The organism is Geodermatophilus sp. YIM 151500 (assembly GCF_025716945.1).
GTDB lineage: Bacteria > Actinomycetota > Actinomycetes > Mycobacteriales > Geodermatophilaceae > YIM-151500.
Genome location: NZ_JAOVZT010000002.1, coordinates 514,263 through 527,096, shown reverse-complemented (window position 1 = coordinate 527,096; position 12,834 = coordinate 514,263). Strand labels below are relative to the sequence as shown.

Here is a 12,834-nt window from a genome sequence, read left to right as displayed (position 1 = left end):
GAAGGGATTCGAACCCTCGCTACCGCCGTGAGAGGGCGGCGTCCTGGGCCGCTAGACGACGGGGCCGTGCGGTTGCCCATCCTGCCACGGCCGCCAGGCCGGCTCGTCGCGGGGGAGGACGACGAGAGCCCCCGACCGCGCTGGTCGGGGGCTCTCGCCTGCCGTAGCCCCGAAGGGATTCGAACCCTCGCTACCGCCGTGAGAGGGCGGCGTCCTAGGCCGCTAGACGACGGGGCCCTCGGTGGTGCTGGTGGTGCGGAGGAGGTGGTGCTTCCTCGCTGGGGTACCAGGACTCGAACCTAGACTAACGGAGCCAGAATCCGTCGGGCTGCCAATTACCCCATACCCCAAGGTGGCGCGGCACCTCGCGGCGCCGCAGGAGACGATACCCGACGTCCGGAGACGGCCGGGCAGCGCCCTCCCGACGGCGGGTCACGGGCGAGCGGCGGGCAGCGCGACCGGCGGGGCGCGCAGGTCGTGCGCCGGCGTCGCCCGGTCGGGACGCAGGCGGCGGCCCGAGCGCGCCACCACCACCACGTAGGCGCCCATCGCCAGCACGCTGAGCAGCACGAACAGCACCCCGGCCCCCTGCGGCACCTCCTCGGTGGCCACCCCCTCCCCCAGTGCACCGGCCAGCACGAAGACGATGACGTTGTTCACGGCGTGGAGCACGATCGCCGCCTCCAGGCCGCCGGTCAGGACGACGACCGCGGACGCGGCCAGCCCGAAGGCGAAACGGTCGAGGAAGGTCCACACGTCACCGGGTGCGTGCGCCGCGGAGAACAGCGCGGCGGTGGTCACCGCGGCCACGACGGCGCCGGCCCGGGGTGCCCGGATCCAGCCGGCGATGGCCTGGCTGAGGTAGCCGCGGAAGAGGTACTCCTCCGCTGCGGACTGCAGCGGCGTGGTGAGCACGACCACCAGCAGCAGCCAGCCGAAGGACTCGACCGGCCCGGTGATCGGCTGGTCGTCGACCAGCATGCCGAGCAGCACGGAGACGCCGATGCCGACGCCGAGCGTGACGAGGGCCAGCAGCGCGTAGGGCCGGAACAGCCGCCACCGCAGCCGGCCCAGCACCGACGACGACCACCCGATGCCCATGCCGTGCGCGGCCACCCAGGCCAGCCAGACGACCGGGATGGCGGCGATCAGCGTCAGGTTGGTCAGCAGCAGCACGGCGGGGTCGACCAGGTCGAGCGTGTCGAGGGCGGGGTCGAGCCCCAGCAGGACGCCGGCGAGCACGATCGCGGTCGCGGCGACCGTGTAGACGACCAGCACCAGCAGCAGGCCGACCAGGGCCCGCCACCACGCCCACGTGCGCGACCGCATCACCCGCAGGTACGGGCGCGGCTCGTCGTGCGGCGGCGTCCCCGGCGGCGGGACCCAGCGCATGCCCGGCGGCAGGACCGGCGGCCACGGCGGCCCGCCGGGCGGGCCGTACCAGGGCGCGGGCGCACCGGGCGTGCCGGGCCACGGCCCTCCCGGGGGCGGCGGTCCGTACCCGGGCCCGGGCGCACCCGCCCCGTAGCCGGGCGGAGCGGTCGCCGGCCCGGGCCCCGGCGGCGCTGCCGGCCACGGCGGCCGGCCGTACCCCGGCGGCGGTGGCGGCCACGGCCCCGGCGGGCCGGACCACGGTCCGGGCGGGCCGGACCACGGTCCGGGCGGCAGCCACGCCGGCTGCCACTGCCAGGGCTCGGGCCGCTCGGTCGGCGGCGGCCCTGCGTAGGGCTCCTCCCCCGCGTCGGGACCGGTCATCCGGCGGCGCCGCGGGCGGCGGACAGCCGGGCGAGGGTGCGCTCCCGGCCCAGCAGCTCGATCGACTCGTACAGCGGCGGGGAGACCGTCCGGCCGCTCACCGCCACCCGGACCGGCCCGAAGGCCTGCCGCGGCTTGCGGCCCAGCCCGTCCACCAGGGCCGTCCGGAGCGCCGCCTCGATCTCCGCGGTGGACCAGTCGGCCAGGTCGGCGAGGGCGGCCGACGCGGCGTCGAGCACCTCGACCGCCCCGGACCCGGACAGCTGCTTGCCGACGGCACCGGGGTCGAGGGCGACCTCGTCGGTGAACAGGAAGCCGAGCAGGTCGACCGCGTCGGACAGCACGACCATGCGTTCCTGGGCCAGTGGGGCGATCGCCGTCAGCACCCGCCGCTGGTCGTCGGTGGGCGGGTCGGCGACCAACCCGACCGCGGCGAGGAACGGCGTCACCCGCTCGACGAACTCCTCGACCGGCAGCGCCCGCAGGTGCGTGGCGTTGATCGCCTCGGCCTTCCTCAGGTCGAAGCGCGCCGGGTTGGCGCTCACGCGGGTCACGTCGAAGGCCGCGACGAGCTCGGCGGGGGTGAACACGTCGCGGTCCTCGGCGATCGCCCAGCCGAGCAACGCCAGGTAGTTGACCAGCCCCTCCGGCAAGAACCCGCGCTCGCGGTGGACGTCGAGGTTGGACTGCGGGTCGCGCTTGGACAGCTTCCTGGTGCCCTCGCCGGTCACCAGCGGCAGGTGGCCGAAGCGCGGAGCGCCCGTGCCGATGCCGATGTCGGCCAGCGCCGCGTACAGGGCCAGCTGCCGCGGGGTGGAGGGCAGCAGGTCCTCGCCGCGGAGCACGTCGGTGATGCCCATCAGGGCGTCGTCGACCGGGTTCACGAACGGGTACAGCGGCGCGCCGTTGGCGCGCACGAGCACGAAGTCGGGGACGGCGCCGGCGGTGAAGCGGACCTCCCCGCGGACCAGGTCGGTCCAGCCCAGGTCCTCCTCGGGCATCCGCAGCCGCAGCACCGGCCGGCGGCCCTCGTCGCGGAAGGCGGCCTTCTGCGCGTCGGTGAGGTACCGGTCGGCGTTGTCGTAGCCGAGCTTGGGGTCCTGCCCGGCGGCCAGCCGTCGCGCCTCCACCTCCTCCGGGGTGGAGAACGACTCGTAGGCCGAACCGGCGGCCAGCAGCTTCGCGGCCACCTCGCGGTAGACGTCGTGCCGCTCCGACTGCCGGTAGGGGCCGTGCGGGCCGCCGACCTCGGGGCCTTCGTCCCAGTCGAGCCCCAGCCAGCGCAGGCTGTCGACCAGGTGCCGGTAGGACTCCTCGGTGTCGCGGGCGGCGTCGGTGTCCTCGATGCGGAAGACGAACGCGCCGCCGGCGTGCCGGGCGTGCGCCCAGTTGAACAGCGCCGTCCGGACCAGGCCGACGTGCACCAGGCCGGTCGGCGAGGGGCAGAACCGGGTGCGGACCGTCGCGGGCGCGGTCACCGGGCACCTCCGGCGGTGGAGACGACGTCGGCGTCGGCGACGGCGTTGGTCAGCGTGCCGAGCCCCTCGACGGTGCACTCGACCTGCTGGCCGGCGCGGATCGGGCCGACGCCGGCCGGGGTGCCCGTGAGGACGACGTCGCCGGGCAGCAGCGTCATCACCTGGGAGATGTAGGAGATCAGCGTCGGCACGTCGAACAGCAGCTGGCTGGTGCGGCCCTGCTGGCGGCGCTCGCCGTCGACCGTGCAGGTCAGCTCGAGGTCCGCGGGGTCGAGCCCCAGCGCGCCGAGGTCGGTCTCGATCCACGGACCGAGCGGGCAGAAGGAGTCGAAGCCCTTGGCGCGGGTCCACTGCCCGTCGCGGTTCTGCATGTCGCGCTCGGTGACGTCGTTGCCGACCGTGTATCCGAAGACGCTGCCGAGCGCCTGCCCGGGGGTCACGTGCCGGGCGCCGCGGGCGCCGATCACGACGGCGAGCTCGACCTCGTGGTGCACGTTGGTGCTGCCCGGCGGGATGCGGATCGCGTCACCGGGGCCGATCACCGACGTGGACGGCTTGAGGAACAGCAGCGGCTCGGACGGCGCGTCGCCCGGGCCGAGCTCGGTGACGTGCGCGGCGTAGTTCTTGCCGACGCAGACCACCTTGCTGGGGAGGATCGGGGACAGCAGCCGGATGTCGGCCTGCGCGTACCGGGCGCCGGTGAAGGAGATGCGGCCGAAGGGGTGCCCCTCGATCTGGGCGACGTTGCCGTCCCCGTCGAGGATGCCGAAGGACATGCCCTGCGGGGAGGCGAAGCGGACGATGCGCACATCGCGAGGTTAACCGTGCCGACGGCGTCGGCCCGCCGCCGCTCTAGGCTCGTCCGATGGCCTGCCGGTTCACCGAGCTCGTCGTCGACAGCCGGGACCCCGAGGCGCTGGCCGCCTTCTGGTCCGCCGTCCTCGACTACCGCGTCCTCGGCCGCGAGGAGGACGGCAGCGTCGAGATCGGCCCCGCCGAGGGCTTCGGCGGGGCGGCCCCCACGCTGCTCTTCGCGCCGGTGGCCGATCCCACGCCGGGCAAGGTGCGGCTGCACGTCGACCTGAGCCCCACCGACCGCGACCAGGACGCCGAGCTGCGGCGGTTGCTCGCCCTCGGCGCCGTGCCGGCGGAGGTCGGTCAGACCGGCGGCGAGAGCTGGCACGTGCTCGCCGACCCGGAGGGCAACGAGTTCTGCCTCCTGGGCCGGCGCGTGGCACCGCTCTGACCGCCCTCAGCCGCGGCAGTTCACCGCATACGTCAGGGCGTCGACCAGCGCGTGCCAGGAGGCCTCGACGATGTTGGCGTGCACACCCACGGTGGTCCACTCCCCCACGCCGTCGGTGGTGTCGATGAGCACCCGGGTGGTGGCGCTGGTGCCGCCCTTCCACCCGAGGATGCGCACCTTGTAGTCGGCCAGCGCGACGTCGGCCAGCCGCGGGTAGCGGCTGACCAGCGCCTGGCGCAGCGCGTTGTCCAGGGCGTTGACCGGGCCGTTGCCCTCGGCGGTGGAGATGATCCGCTCGCCGTCGACGTGCACCTTGACCGTCGCCTCGCTGACCACGACGCCGTTGCCCCAGTGCTCGACCGAGGTCCTGTAGCTCTCCAGGTCGAACAACGGCTCCGGCGCCTCGGGCAGGTGGGCGCGCAGCAGCAGCTCGAAGGACGCGTCCGCGGCCTCGAAGGACCAGCCGTCGGCCTCGAGCACCTTCACCTGGTCGACGACGCGGCCGATGACGTCGGCGTGCCCGTCGAGGTCGACGCCGAGCTCGCGGCCCTTGAGCTCGACCGAGGCGCGACCGGCCATCTCGGTGACCAGGATGCGCATGTCGTTGCCCACGACCGCAGGGTCGAGGTGGTTGTACAGCTCCGGGCTGACCTTGATGGCGCTGGCGTGCAGACCGGCCTTGTGCGCGAACGCCGAGGCGCCGACGAACGGCTGGTGCTCGTCCGGGGCGATGTTGGCCAGCTCGGCGATCGCGTGGCTGACCCGCTGCAGCTCCGCGAGGCACCCGGGCGGCACCACCCGCAGGCCCATCTTGGTCTCCAGGTTGGCGATCAGCGAGAAGGTGTCGGCATTGCCGGCGCGCTCGCCGTAGCCGTTCGCCGTCCCCTGGACGTGGGTGACGCCGGCCTCGACGGCGGCCAGGCTGTTGGCCACAGCGCAGCCGGTGTCGTCCTGGCAGTGGATGCCGAGCTTCCCGTCGACCCGGGACCGGACGTCGGCGACCACCCGGCCGACCCCCATCGGCAGCATGCCGCCGTTGGTGTCGCAGAGGACGCCGACCTCGGCGCCGGCACCGAACGCCGCCTCCAGCACGCGGACGCCGTAGTCGCGGTCGGCCGCGTACCCGTCGAAGAAGTGCTCGCAGTCGAGGAACACCCGCCGCCCGTGCCCGACGAAGAAGGCGACCGTGTCGGCCACCATCGCCAGGTTCTCCTCGAGCGTGGTGCGCAGCGCCTCGCGCACGTGCCGGACGTCGGACTTCGCCACCAGGCAGACGACCGGGGTCTCCGCATCGAGCAGCGCGCGGACCTGCGGATCGTCGCCGACGCGCACCCCGGCCTTGCGGGTGGACCCGAAGGCGACGAGCTGCGCGTGCTGGAGGTCCAGTTCCTTGCGGGCGCGGGCGAAGAACTCGGTGTCCTTGGGCAGCGCCCCGGGCCAGCCGCCCTCGATGAAGCCCACCCCCACCTGGTCCATCAGCCGCGCCACCGCGAGCTTGTCGGCCACGGAGTAGCTGATGCCCTCCCGCTGTGCGCCGTCGCGCAGGGTGGTGTCGAAGACGTGGAAGTCTGTCGGAACGCTCATGACGCCCTCCGGTCGGCGGCGAGGGACCCTCGACACGAAAAAGACCCCCCGGGTACGGGAGGTCTGCGCGCGGTCGGGAGTCGACTGCGCGCTAGCTGAGAATGATCGTGCCGGTGCCGTGCATCACGTCGAGTAAAGCACAGCACCGGCACGAGCCGTCCCTCCGGCGGCCACCCCCCACGGACCCGGCGGCAGCCGACCGATCAGTCCCGCGAGCGCGACAGGCCTTCGACCATCACCGCCATGTCCGCGGACGCCGGGTCGGTCAACCCGGAGGCGGCGGCCTCCATGGTCTCCAGCACGGCCGCGGTCAAGCGGTCGGACAGCCCGGCCGAGGCCAGCGCCGCCTGGATCAACCGGTTGTCCTTGATCGCGCCAGGCAGCGCGAAGCTCACCGGGTACTCGCCGTCGCGGATGAGCGCGCCCTTGACGTGGGCGTAGGGGGTGTCGAGCGGGCCTCCCTCGATGGCGGCGAAGAAGTGCCGCGGGTCCACGTCCAGCGCGCGCGCCAGGGCGACGGACTGGGCCACCCCGGCGGTCAGCATGAAGATCCAGGCGTTGCAGACCAGCTTGAGCCGGGTCCCCGCGCCGTCGCCGTCCAGCCACAGCGTCTTGCGCGCGATCGCCGCGAACACCGGCTCCAGCCGGTCGCGGACGTCCTCGGGGCCGGAGGCGAGCAGGACGAGGGCGCCGTCCTCGGCGGGCTTGCGCGTGCCGAGCACCGGGCAGTCGACCAGGACGAGGTCCAGCTCGCGCGCCAGGTCCGCGGTGCGGTCGAACCCGTCGAGGCCCACCGTCGCGCACTGCAGCCACACGGTGCCGGCCGCCGGGGCCGCCCGCCGGACCGTGTCGAGCACGGCCTCGGCGTCGAGCAGCACGGTGAGGACGACGTCGGCGCCGGCCACCGCGTCGGCCGGCGTCGCGCAGACCTCGGCCCCCGATCCGGCCAGCGCCTCGGCCTTGGCCGCGTCGCGGTTCCACACCCGCACCGGTACCTGCGCCCGGCGCAGGGAACGCACCATGCCGGCGCCCATCGCCCCCGCGCCGAGGACGGCGACGACCGGGGCGGCGCCGTCGCCGGCGCCGCCTGCGGACGTGTCGCTCACTCGACGAGGGCGACGGCGCGGGTGGGGCCGCCGTGCGCGCCGCGGACCTTGAGCGGGAACCCGATGAACGTGAACCGGGTGCCCACCACCTGGTCGAGGTTGGCCAGGTTCTCGTAGTGGGTGATGTGCTCCCGGCGGCACATCATGTGCACCGGATAGGTCTTGCTCGCCGGGTTGTCCGGGGTGGGGCTGTCCACCCCGAAGGTCTTCACCCCCCGCTCGACGATCCACTCCGCCGCCGAGGCGCCCAGCCCCGGGAAGTCGGTCAGGTACCGCTTGTCCCCCGCGAAGCGGTTCCAGGTGGCGGTGTGGAACAGCACGATGTCGCCCCGGCGCACCTCCACCGGCGCGGCGGCCTCGATCCGGTCCAGGTCCTCGGCGGTGATGTCGGTCTGCGGCGCGAACCCGGTCACGTCCAGGCACACCGCCGGCCCGTGGAACAGCTCCAGCGGCATCTGGTCGATGGTCTCCGCGCCCGGCGCCGGATCCAGGTGGGAGAAGGAGTCCACGTGCGTGGGCCCGTTGTCGTTGAGGATGAACCCGGTGGTCTGGAAGGAGAACCCGCCCTCGAACCGCGGCGCGGTCTCCTCGTGCGTGACGTGCTCGAACTGCACCGTCTTCAGGTGCCCGGGATAGACCTTCATCCCCTCGTAGATGTCCTGCGACAGGTCGACGATCCGCATGCGTGCTCCTTCGTGGTCGGGACGGGGACGGGGTGCGGGACGGTCGGGACGGGACAGGGACGGGCGCGGGGAGGCGGCTAGAGCTTCTCCACCGCGCCGCTGAGCGCGGAGCGGGTGATCGCCTCGAAGGCCCGCACGTTGGCGCGGATGTCCGCGGCGCTCACCGGGTACTCCGCCGTCCCCTCCACGGCGGCGGCGAACCGCTCGAGGTTGTCGAGGACGGCGGGGCTCGGCGGGACGAACCGCGTGCTCGGCGCCTCGTCGCGGTACTGCGTCGTGACGTCCCACCCCGTCGGGTTCTCCGGGTGGCTGCGATCGCGGATCTCCATCCAGCCCCTCGACCCGAGCACGCAGATCCGGCCGATGAACGGCGTGGTCAGGACGGCGGTGATCGAGGCGGTGGCGCCGTCCGGGAAGCCCAGCGTCACCGAGAGGGTGTCGCCGTTCTGGAACGACGTCGCGCGGGTCGCGAGCCGGGCCCACACCTCGCTGGGCTCGCCGAAGACGCTGATCGCCAGGTCGACCAGGTGGATGCCGGTCGCCGACAGCGGTCCGACGGGCGCCTCGGTGCTCGACAGCCGCCAGTTGTCCGGGGGCAGGGCGAGGAACTTGTCCTGGCTGAAGTTGCCCTCGAAGACCAGCGGCGTGCCGAGCGCACCGGAGCGGCACAGCTCCTGCAGCTCCACCACCGCCGGCTCGAAGCGCCGTTCGTGCCCGATGCCGAGCCGCACGCCGGCGGCCTCGACCGCGGCGATCGCGGCGTCGGCCTCCGCGGTGGTGGTGCAGAAGGGTTTCTCGCAGAAGACGTGCTTGCCCGCCCCGGCCGCCGCGACGATCTGCGCCGAGTGGAAACGGTGCGGCGAGCACAGCACGACCGCGTCGACCCGCGGGTCGTCGAGCGCCTCCTGCAGGTCGCCGGCCACGTCCAGGCCGCGGGACCGGGCCCAGTCCCGGCCCGCGGGGTCGACGTCCACCCCCAGGACCGGCCGGATGCGCTCGCTGCCCGACAGCAGCCCGACGACGTTGCGCCCCCACCAGCCCAGGCCCACCACGGCCACGGAGATCACCGGTGCCTCCCTCTTCCGCGCTCGCCCGCGTGCACGCCCGGGCCGGTCAGTGGTCGAGCTTGAGCAGCTTGTGCGCCGTGGTGCTGCGGACGAGGTCCTTGTCCTCCTCGCTCACCCCGCGCATGCCGTCGATCTGCCCCAGCGGGTCGTAGTGCCCCATGTCGAAGGGGTAGTCGGTACCGATGACGACGTGGTCGGCACCCATCTGCTGCACGAGGAACTCCAGGTGCACCGAGTCGAACACCAGGCAGTCGACGAAGACCTGCTTGAGGTAGGTGCTCGGCGGGCGGGTGATGTGGTGGCGCCCCTCGGGCCGCAGCTCGTAGGAGTGGTCGATGCGCGAGGAGTAGAACGGCAGGAACCCACCGCCGTGCACCAGGACCAGCTTGAGCGCCGGGTGCTCCTCCAGCACGCCGCCGTGGATGATCCGGTTGATCGCCACGGTGGTGTCCAGCGGATTTCCGATCACGTTGGTCATGTAGTACTTCTGCAGCCGCTCGCCGTGGGTGAACCCGTTGGGGTGCAGCAGGACGGCGACGTCGAGCTCCTCCGCCTTGGCGAAGAAGGGCCGGAAGCGGGGGTCGTCGAGGTCGAGGCCGAAGATGTTCGTGTTGATCTCCACGCCGCGGAAGTCGTACTCCCGGACGCAGTGCTCGAGCTCCGCGACCGCCGACGAGACGTCCTGCATCGGCACCGTCGCCAGGCCGACGAAGCGGTCGGGGTGGGCCTGCACCATCGACGCCAGGTTCTCGTTCTGCATGCGGGCGAGCTTCCGGCCCAGCTCGACGTCGGCCCAGTAGTAGTACTGCGGCGGTGCCACCGACAGCGCCTGGACGTCGATGCCCATGGCGTCCATGTCGGCCAGGCGGACGTCGATGTCGGTCGCCTTCGGGAGGATCTCCTTCATGTGACCGGCCTGGTACTCGTTGGTCTCCTTGCCCGCCCAGTAGGAGAACGGGTCGTACTGCGGCTCCATCAGGCCCTGCGCCAGCTCCAGGCAGGCGGGGGTGATGACGTGGGCGTGGACGTCCACGGTGCGGCCGGTGCTCCGGGTCATGCGGGCGGGTCCTCTCGGGTGGGGGGGCACGGTGCCCGGGTCGGCACGGTGCGGGTCGGGAGCGGGCGGGTCAGCGGGCGGGTCAGCGGGCGGGGGCGTACACGTCGGCGGCCCACGGCAGCGGGGCGCCTGCGTACTTGGCGGCGCGGACGTCGCCGGAGCGCGCGTGACCCTCGAACAGCTCGATGCGCGAGGCCCGGCCGCAGAGCTCGCCCAGCTCGGCGCTGGCCGCGCGGTCGGTGACCTCCTGGTAGGTGACCGTGCGCAGGTACTTCCCCACCCACAACCCGCCGGTGTAGCGGGCGGCGCCGCGGGTGGGCAGCACGTGGTTGGTCCCGATCACCTTGTCGCCGTAGGAGACGCAGGTGCCCTCGCCGAGGAAGAGGGCCCCGTAGTTGTGCATCTTCTCCAGAGCCTCGCGCGGCCGCTCGGTCAGGATCTGGACGTGCTCGCTGGCGAAGGCGTCGGCCAGCCGGTAGGCCTCGTCGAGGTCGTCGACGACGTGCACCTGGCCGTGGTCGCGCCAGGCCGGACCGGCCATGTCGTTGGTCGGCATGTCGGGGAGCAGCCGGTCGATGTGCGCCATGGCGGCGCGGGCGACCTCCTCCGAGGTGCTGATCAGCACGGCCGGTGAGTCGGGACCGTGCTCGGCCTGGCTGAGCAGGTCGACGGCCACCACGAACGGATCGGCGCTGCCGTCGGCGACGACGAGGATCTCGGTGGGGCCGGCGAACAGGTCGATGCCCACCTCGCCGAACAGCTGGCGCTTGGCCTCGGCCACGTAGGCGTTCCCCGGCCCGGCCAGCAGGTCGACCTTGCCGATCGTCCCGGTGCCCAGGGCCATCGCCGCCACGGCCTGGACGCCGCCGAGGAGGAAGATGTCGTCGGCGCCGGCCAGGTGCATGGCCGCGACGGTGGCCGCGGGGATCTCGCCCCGGATGGGTGGGGTGCACGTGGTGACGCGCTCGACGCCCGCGACCTTGGCGGTCACCACGGTCATGTGCGCGGAGGCGGTCAGCGGGTAGCGCCCGCCCGGCACGTAGGCGCCGCTCGCGGCGATCGGCAGGTGCCGCTGACCGAGGAACACCCCCGGCCGGGTCTCCACCTCGAACTCGCGCATCGACTCCAGCTGGTGCTGGGCGAAGGCCCGCACGTTGGCCTGCACGGTGCGGAGGTCGTCGAGCACCTCGTCGGGCACCCGCGCGACGATCTCCTCGATCTGCCCGGCGGACAGCCGGAAGCTCTCCGGCGACCAGGAGTCGAACTTCTCCGAGTACTGCCGGACCGCCTCGTCGCCGCGCTCGCGGACGTCGGCGATGACCGCGGCCACCACCTCCGACACGTCGGACCGTTCCTGCCGCAGCGCCGCGGTGGACGCCGCCTCCTTCAACTGCCGGCTCATGCTGTGCTCCAGGTCACGTCGGGATCACGATCCTGTTGTGCATACCTAGTCATGTCAAGCCGCGGTCGCGGTCGGGCGCGGCCCACGTGGCCCGCACGTCGTCCCGCCGTTGACGAACACGGTGCTCAGCGCGGTGTCACCAGGACTGGGGGACGGCCGCGGCATCGGCGCGCCGCCCGGTGCGCGCCGGACCACCGGAGGAGGGCCGCGGCACCCGTGCTTGACGTATGCATGTGATTGCAGGCACAGTCGGCCGTATACGCGTGGGCTGGGTCACAGCCGGCCGACGCAGCACCACACGGATCCACCCATGGCGGACGCGCTGAGGCGTCCCGTACGAGAGGCAGGAGCATGGGGATCACTACGAGCGGGAACGCCCGTGGGTTGCGGCTGGTGGCCGGCATGGCCGCGGTCGCGGTCACCGCATCGGCGTGCGCGTCGGGCGGCGGGTCCAGCCAGCCCCCCGGCGAGGCCGCGGACGCAGGCGGCGTCATCAACATGGTCATGGCGCCCGACCCCGTCTGGAAGTGGCTCGAGGACCAGGGCATCAAGCAGGAGATGGAGGAGGCGGCCGGGATCCAGGTCCTGACCTCCTCGTCGTGGGACGAGTTCGGCGTCTACGCCGGCGGTCACGCCGACGTCATCTCGGCGGCCACCTACGAGGTCCCGGACCTCGCCGAGGCGACCGGTGAACCCGCCACGGTCTTCGGTGCCTACAACACCGACCGCAGCATCCTGGCCGTCGGAGCGGACAACCCCGCGCAGAACATCTGCGACCTCGAGGGGCAGAAGATCGCGACCTTCACCTCGGTCAGCATCACCCTGATCTGGGGCATGTACGCCAAGGAGATGTGCGGTCTGGACCTCTCGGCCGACGGCGGCGACTACGAGCTCGTCGTCACCGACATCCAGAACCTCGCCAGCCTGGTGGCCCGCGGCGACGCCGCCGCGTGCCTGTGCCTGCCCGACTTCGCCATCCCGGAGCTGTCGACCAACCAGATCAAGCCGCTGTACGACGCGAAGTCGGCCGCGCAGATGTGGGCCGAGAACTACAGCAGCTTCCCCGAGGACGTCACCCACCCGCAGACGAACGTCTTCGTCGCCCGGGAGGCCTGGGTCGAGAAGAACCAGGAGGAGGCGTCCTTCCTGATCGAGCTGTGGGACCGCGGCATCCAGGAGTGGCAGGAGCACCGCGACGAGATCATCGCGGCGTACCCGGAGGACTTCGCCGTCCGCACGCCGGAGGAGATGGCCTTCCTGCAGGATTGGCTGGACAACCGGTTCGACTGGTTCGTGCCCACCACGTACCTCACCGAGGAGTGGGTCGAGGGCGAGCGCGAGGTCTTCGACCTCATGAAGGAGACCGGCTTCGTCGAGGAGGACGTCGAGGAGCCGAGCTTCACCACCCTCGAGAAGCCGGCCTCCTGACCGCCGCACCCGACGAGGAGGAACCGAC

The 12,834-nt window shown here is 72.8% G+C and carries 11 protein-coding genes and 2 tRNA genes; 2 read left to right on the top strand and 11 right to left on the bottom strand.

The window, feature by feature from the left end; translation table 11 throughout:
- Positions 1-164 precede the first annotated feature (164 nt).
- The 5 genes from OF117_RS05990 to OF117_RS05970 form a co-directional block, all read right to left on the bottom strand.
- Positions 165-237, bottom strand: a tRNA-Glu gene (locus OF117_RS05990).
- A 41-nt stretch (positions 238-278) separates the two neighbouring features.
- A tRNA-Gln gene (locus tag OF117_RS05985) sits at positions 279-350 on the bottom strand.
- A gap of 82 nt (positions 351-432) precedes the next feature.
- Positions 433-1,392: a CPBP family intramembrane glutamic endopeptidase gene (locus tag OF117_RS05980; protein WP_263551890.1), complete on the bottom strand. Its 960-nt coding sequence runs from the start codon at positions 1,390-1,392 to the stop codon at positions 433-435.
- 359 nt (positions 1,393-1,751) lie between these two features.
- Positions 1,752-3,233 carry a glutamate--tRNA ligase gene (gltX, locus tag OF117_RS05975; RefSeq protein ID WP_263551889.1) on the bottom strand — a complete coding sequence of 494 codons (1,482 nt, stop codon included), beginning with the start codon at positions 3,231-3,233 and terminating at the stop codon, positions 1,752-1,754.
- Complete coding sequence (locus OF117_RS05970; protein WP_263551888.1) at positions 3,230-4,042, bottom strand: fumarylacetoacetate hydrolase family protein; 813 nt, start codon at positions 4,040-4,042, stop codon at positions 3,230-3,232. The genes gltX and OF117_RS05970 overlap by 4 nt, the downstream gene beginning before the upstream one ends.
- A gap of 56 nt (positions 4,043-4,098) precedes the next feature.
- On the opposite strand from OF117_RS05970, the gene OF117_RS05965 reads away from it, so the two are divergent.
- Positions 4,099-4,479, top strand: a complete 381-nt coding sequence (locus tag OF117_RS05965; protein ID WP_263551887.1) for a VOC family protein — start codon at positions 4,099-4,101, stop codon at positions 4,477-4,479.
- Between the two features lie 6 nt (positions 4,480-4,485).
- Here the strand turns inward: OF117_RS05965 and cimA are convergent, their stop codons facing one another.
- From cimA to hisD, 6 genes are all read right to left on the bottom strand, one after another.
- Positions 4,486-6,063: a citramalate synthase gene (cimA, locus tag OF117_RS05960; RefSeq protein WP_263551886.1), complete on the bottom strand. Its 1,578-nt coding sequence runs from the start codon at positions 6,061-6,063 to the stop codon at positions 4,486-4,488.
- A gap of 203 nt (positions 6,064-6,266) precedes the next feature.
- Positions 6,267-7,169: an NAD(P)-dependent oxidoreductase gene (locus tag OF117_RS05955; protein WP_263551885.1), complete on the bottom strand. Its 903-nt coding sequence runs from the start codon at positions 7,167-7,169 to the stop codon at positions 6,267-6,269.
- Complete coding sequence (locus tag OF117_RS05950; RefSeq protein ID WP_263551865.1) at positions 7,166-7,852, bottom strand: cyclase family protein; 687 nt, start codon at positions 7,850-7,852, stop codon at positions 7,166-7,168. The genes OF117_RS05955 and OF117_RS05950 overlap by 4 nt, the downstream gene beginning before the upstream one ends.
- A gap of 77 nt (positions 7,853-7,929) precedes the next feature.
- On the bottom strand, positions 7,930-8,919 hold the full coding sequence (locus OF117_RS05945; RefSeq protein ID WP_263551884.1) for a Gfo/Idh/MocA family protein: 990 nt from the start codon (positions 8,917-8,919) through the stop codon (positions 7,930-7,932).
- A gap of 46 nt (positions 8,920-8,965) precedes the next feature.
- Complete coding sequence (locus OF117_RS05940; RefSeq protein ID WP_263551883.1) at positions 8,966-9,976, bottom strand: amidohydrolase family protein; 1,011 nt, start codon at positions 9,974-9,976, stop codon at positions 8,966-8,968.
- An 82-nt stretch (positions 9,977-10,058) separates the two neighbouring features.
- Positions 10,059-11,378: a histidinol dehydrogenase gene (gene hisD / locus OF117_RS05935; RefSeq protein WP_263551882.1), complete on the bottom strand. Its 1,320-nt coding sequence runs from the start codon at positions 11,376-11,378 to the stop codon at positions 10,059-10,061.
- A 351-nt stretch (positions 11,379-11,729) separates the two neighbouring features.
- Here hisD and OF117_RS05930 point away from each other — a divergent pair, with 351 nt between their 5' ends.
- Entirely contained in the window at positions 11,730-12,806 is a 1,077-nt protein-coding gene (locus OF117_RS05930; RefSeq protein WP_263551881.1) for an ABC transporter substrate-binding protein, read from the top strand.
- The last annotated feature ends 28 nt before the right edge of the window (positions 12,807-12,834 follow it).

Coding starts and splice junctions, on each gene's coding strand:
- OF117_RS05965 (WP_263551887.1), top strand. CDS start 4,099: ATGGCCTGCCGGTTCACCGAGCTCGTCGTCGACAGCCGGGACCCCGAG.
- OF117_RS05950 (WP_263551865.1), bottom strand. CDS start 7,852: ATGCGGATCGTCGACCTGTCGCAGGACATCTACGAGGGGATGAAGGTC.
- hisD (WP_263551882.1), bottom strand. CDS start 11,378: ATGAGCCGGCAGTTGAAGGAGGCGGCGTCCACCGCGGCGCTGCGGCAG.
- OF117_RS05940 (WP_263551883.1), bottom strand. CDS start 9,976: ATGACCCGGAGCACCGGCCGCACCGTGGACGTCCACGCCCACGTCATC.
- OF117_RS05930 (WP_263551881.1), top strand. CDS start 11,730: ATGGGGATCACTACGAGCGGGAACGCCCGTGGGTTGCGGCTGGTGGCC.
- OF117_RS05980 (WP_263551890.1), bottom strand. CDS start 1,392: ATGCGCTGGGTCCCGCCGCCGGGGACGCCGCCGCACGACGAGCCGCGC.
- cimA (WP_263551886.1), bottom strand. CDS start 6,063: ATGAGCGTTCCGACAGACTTCCACGTCTTCGACACCACCCTGCGCGAC.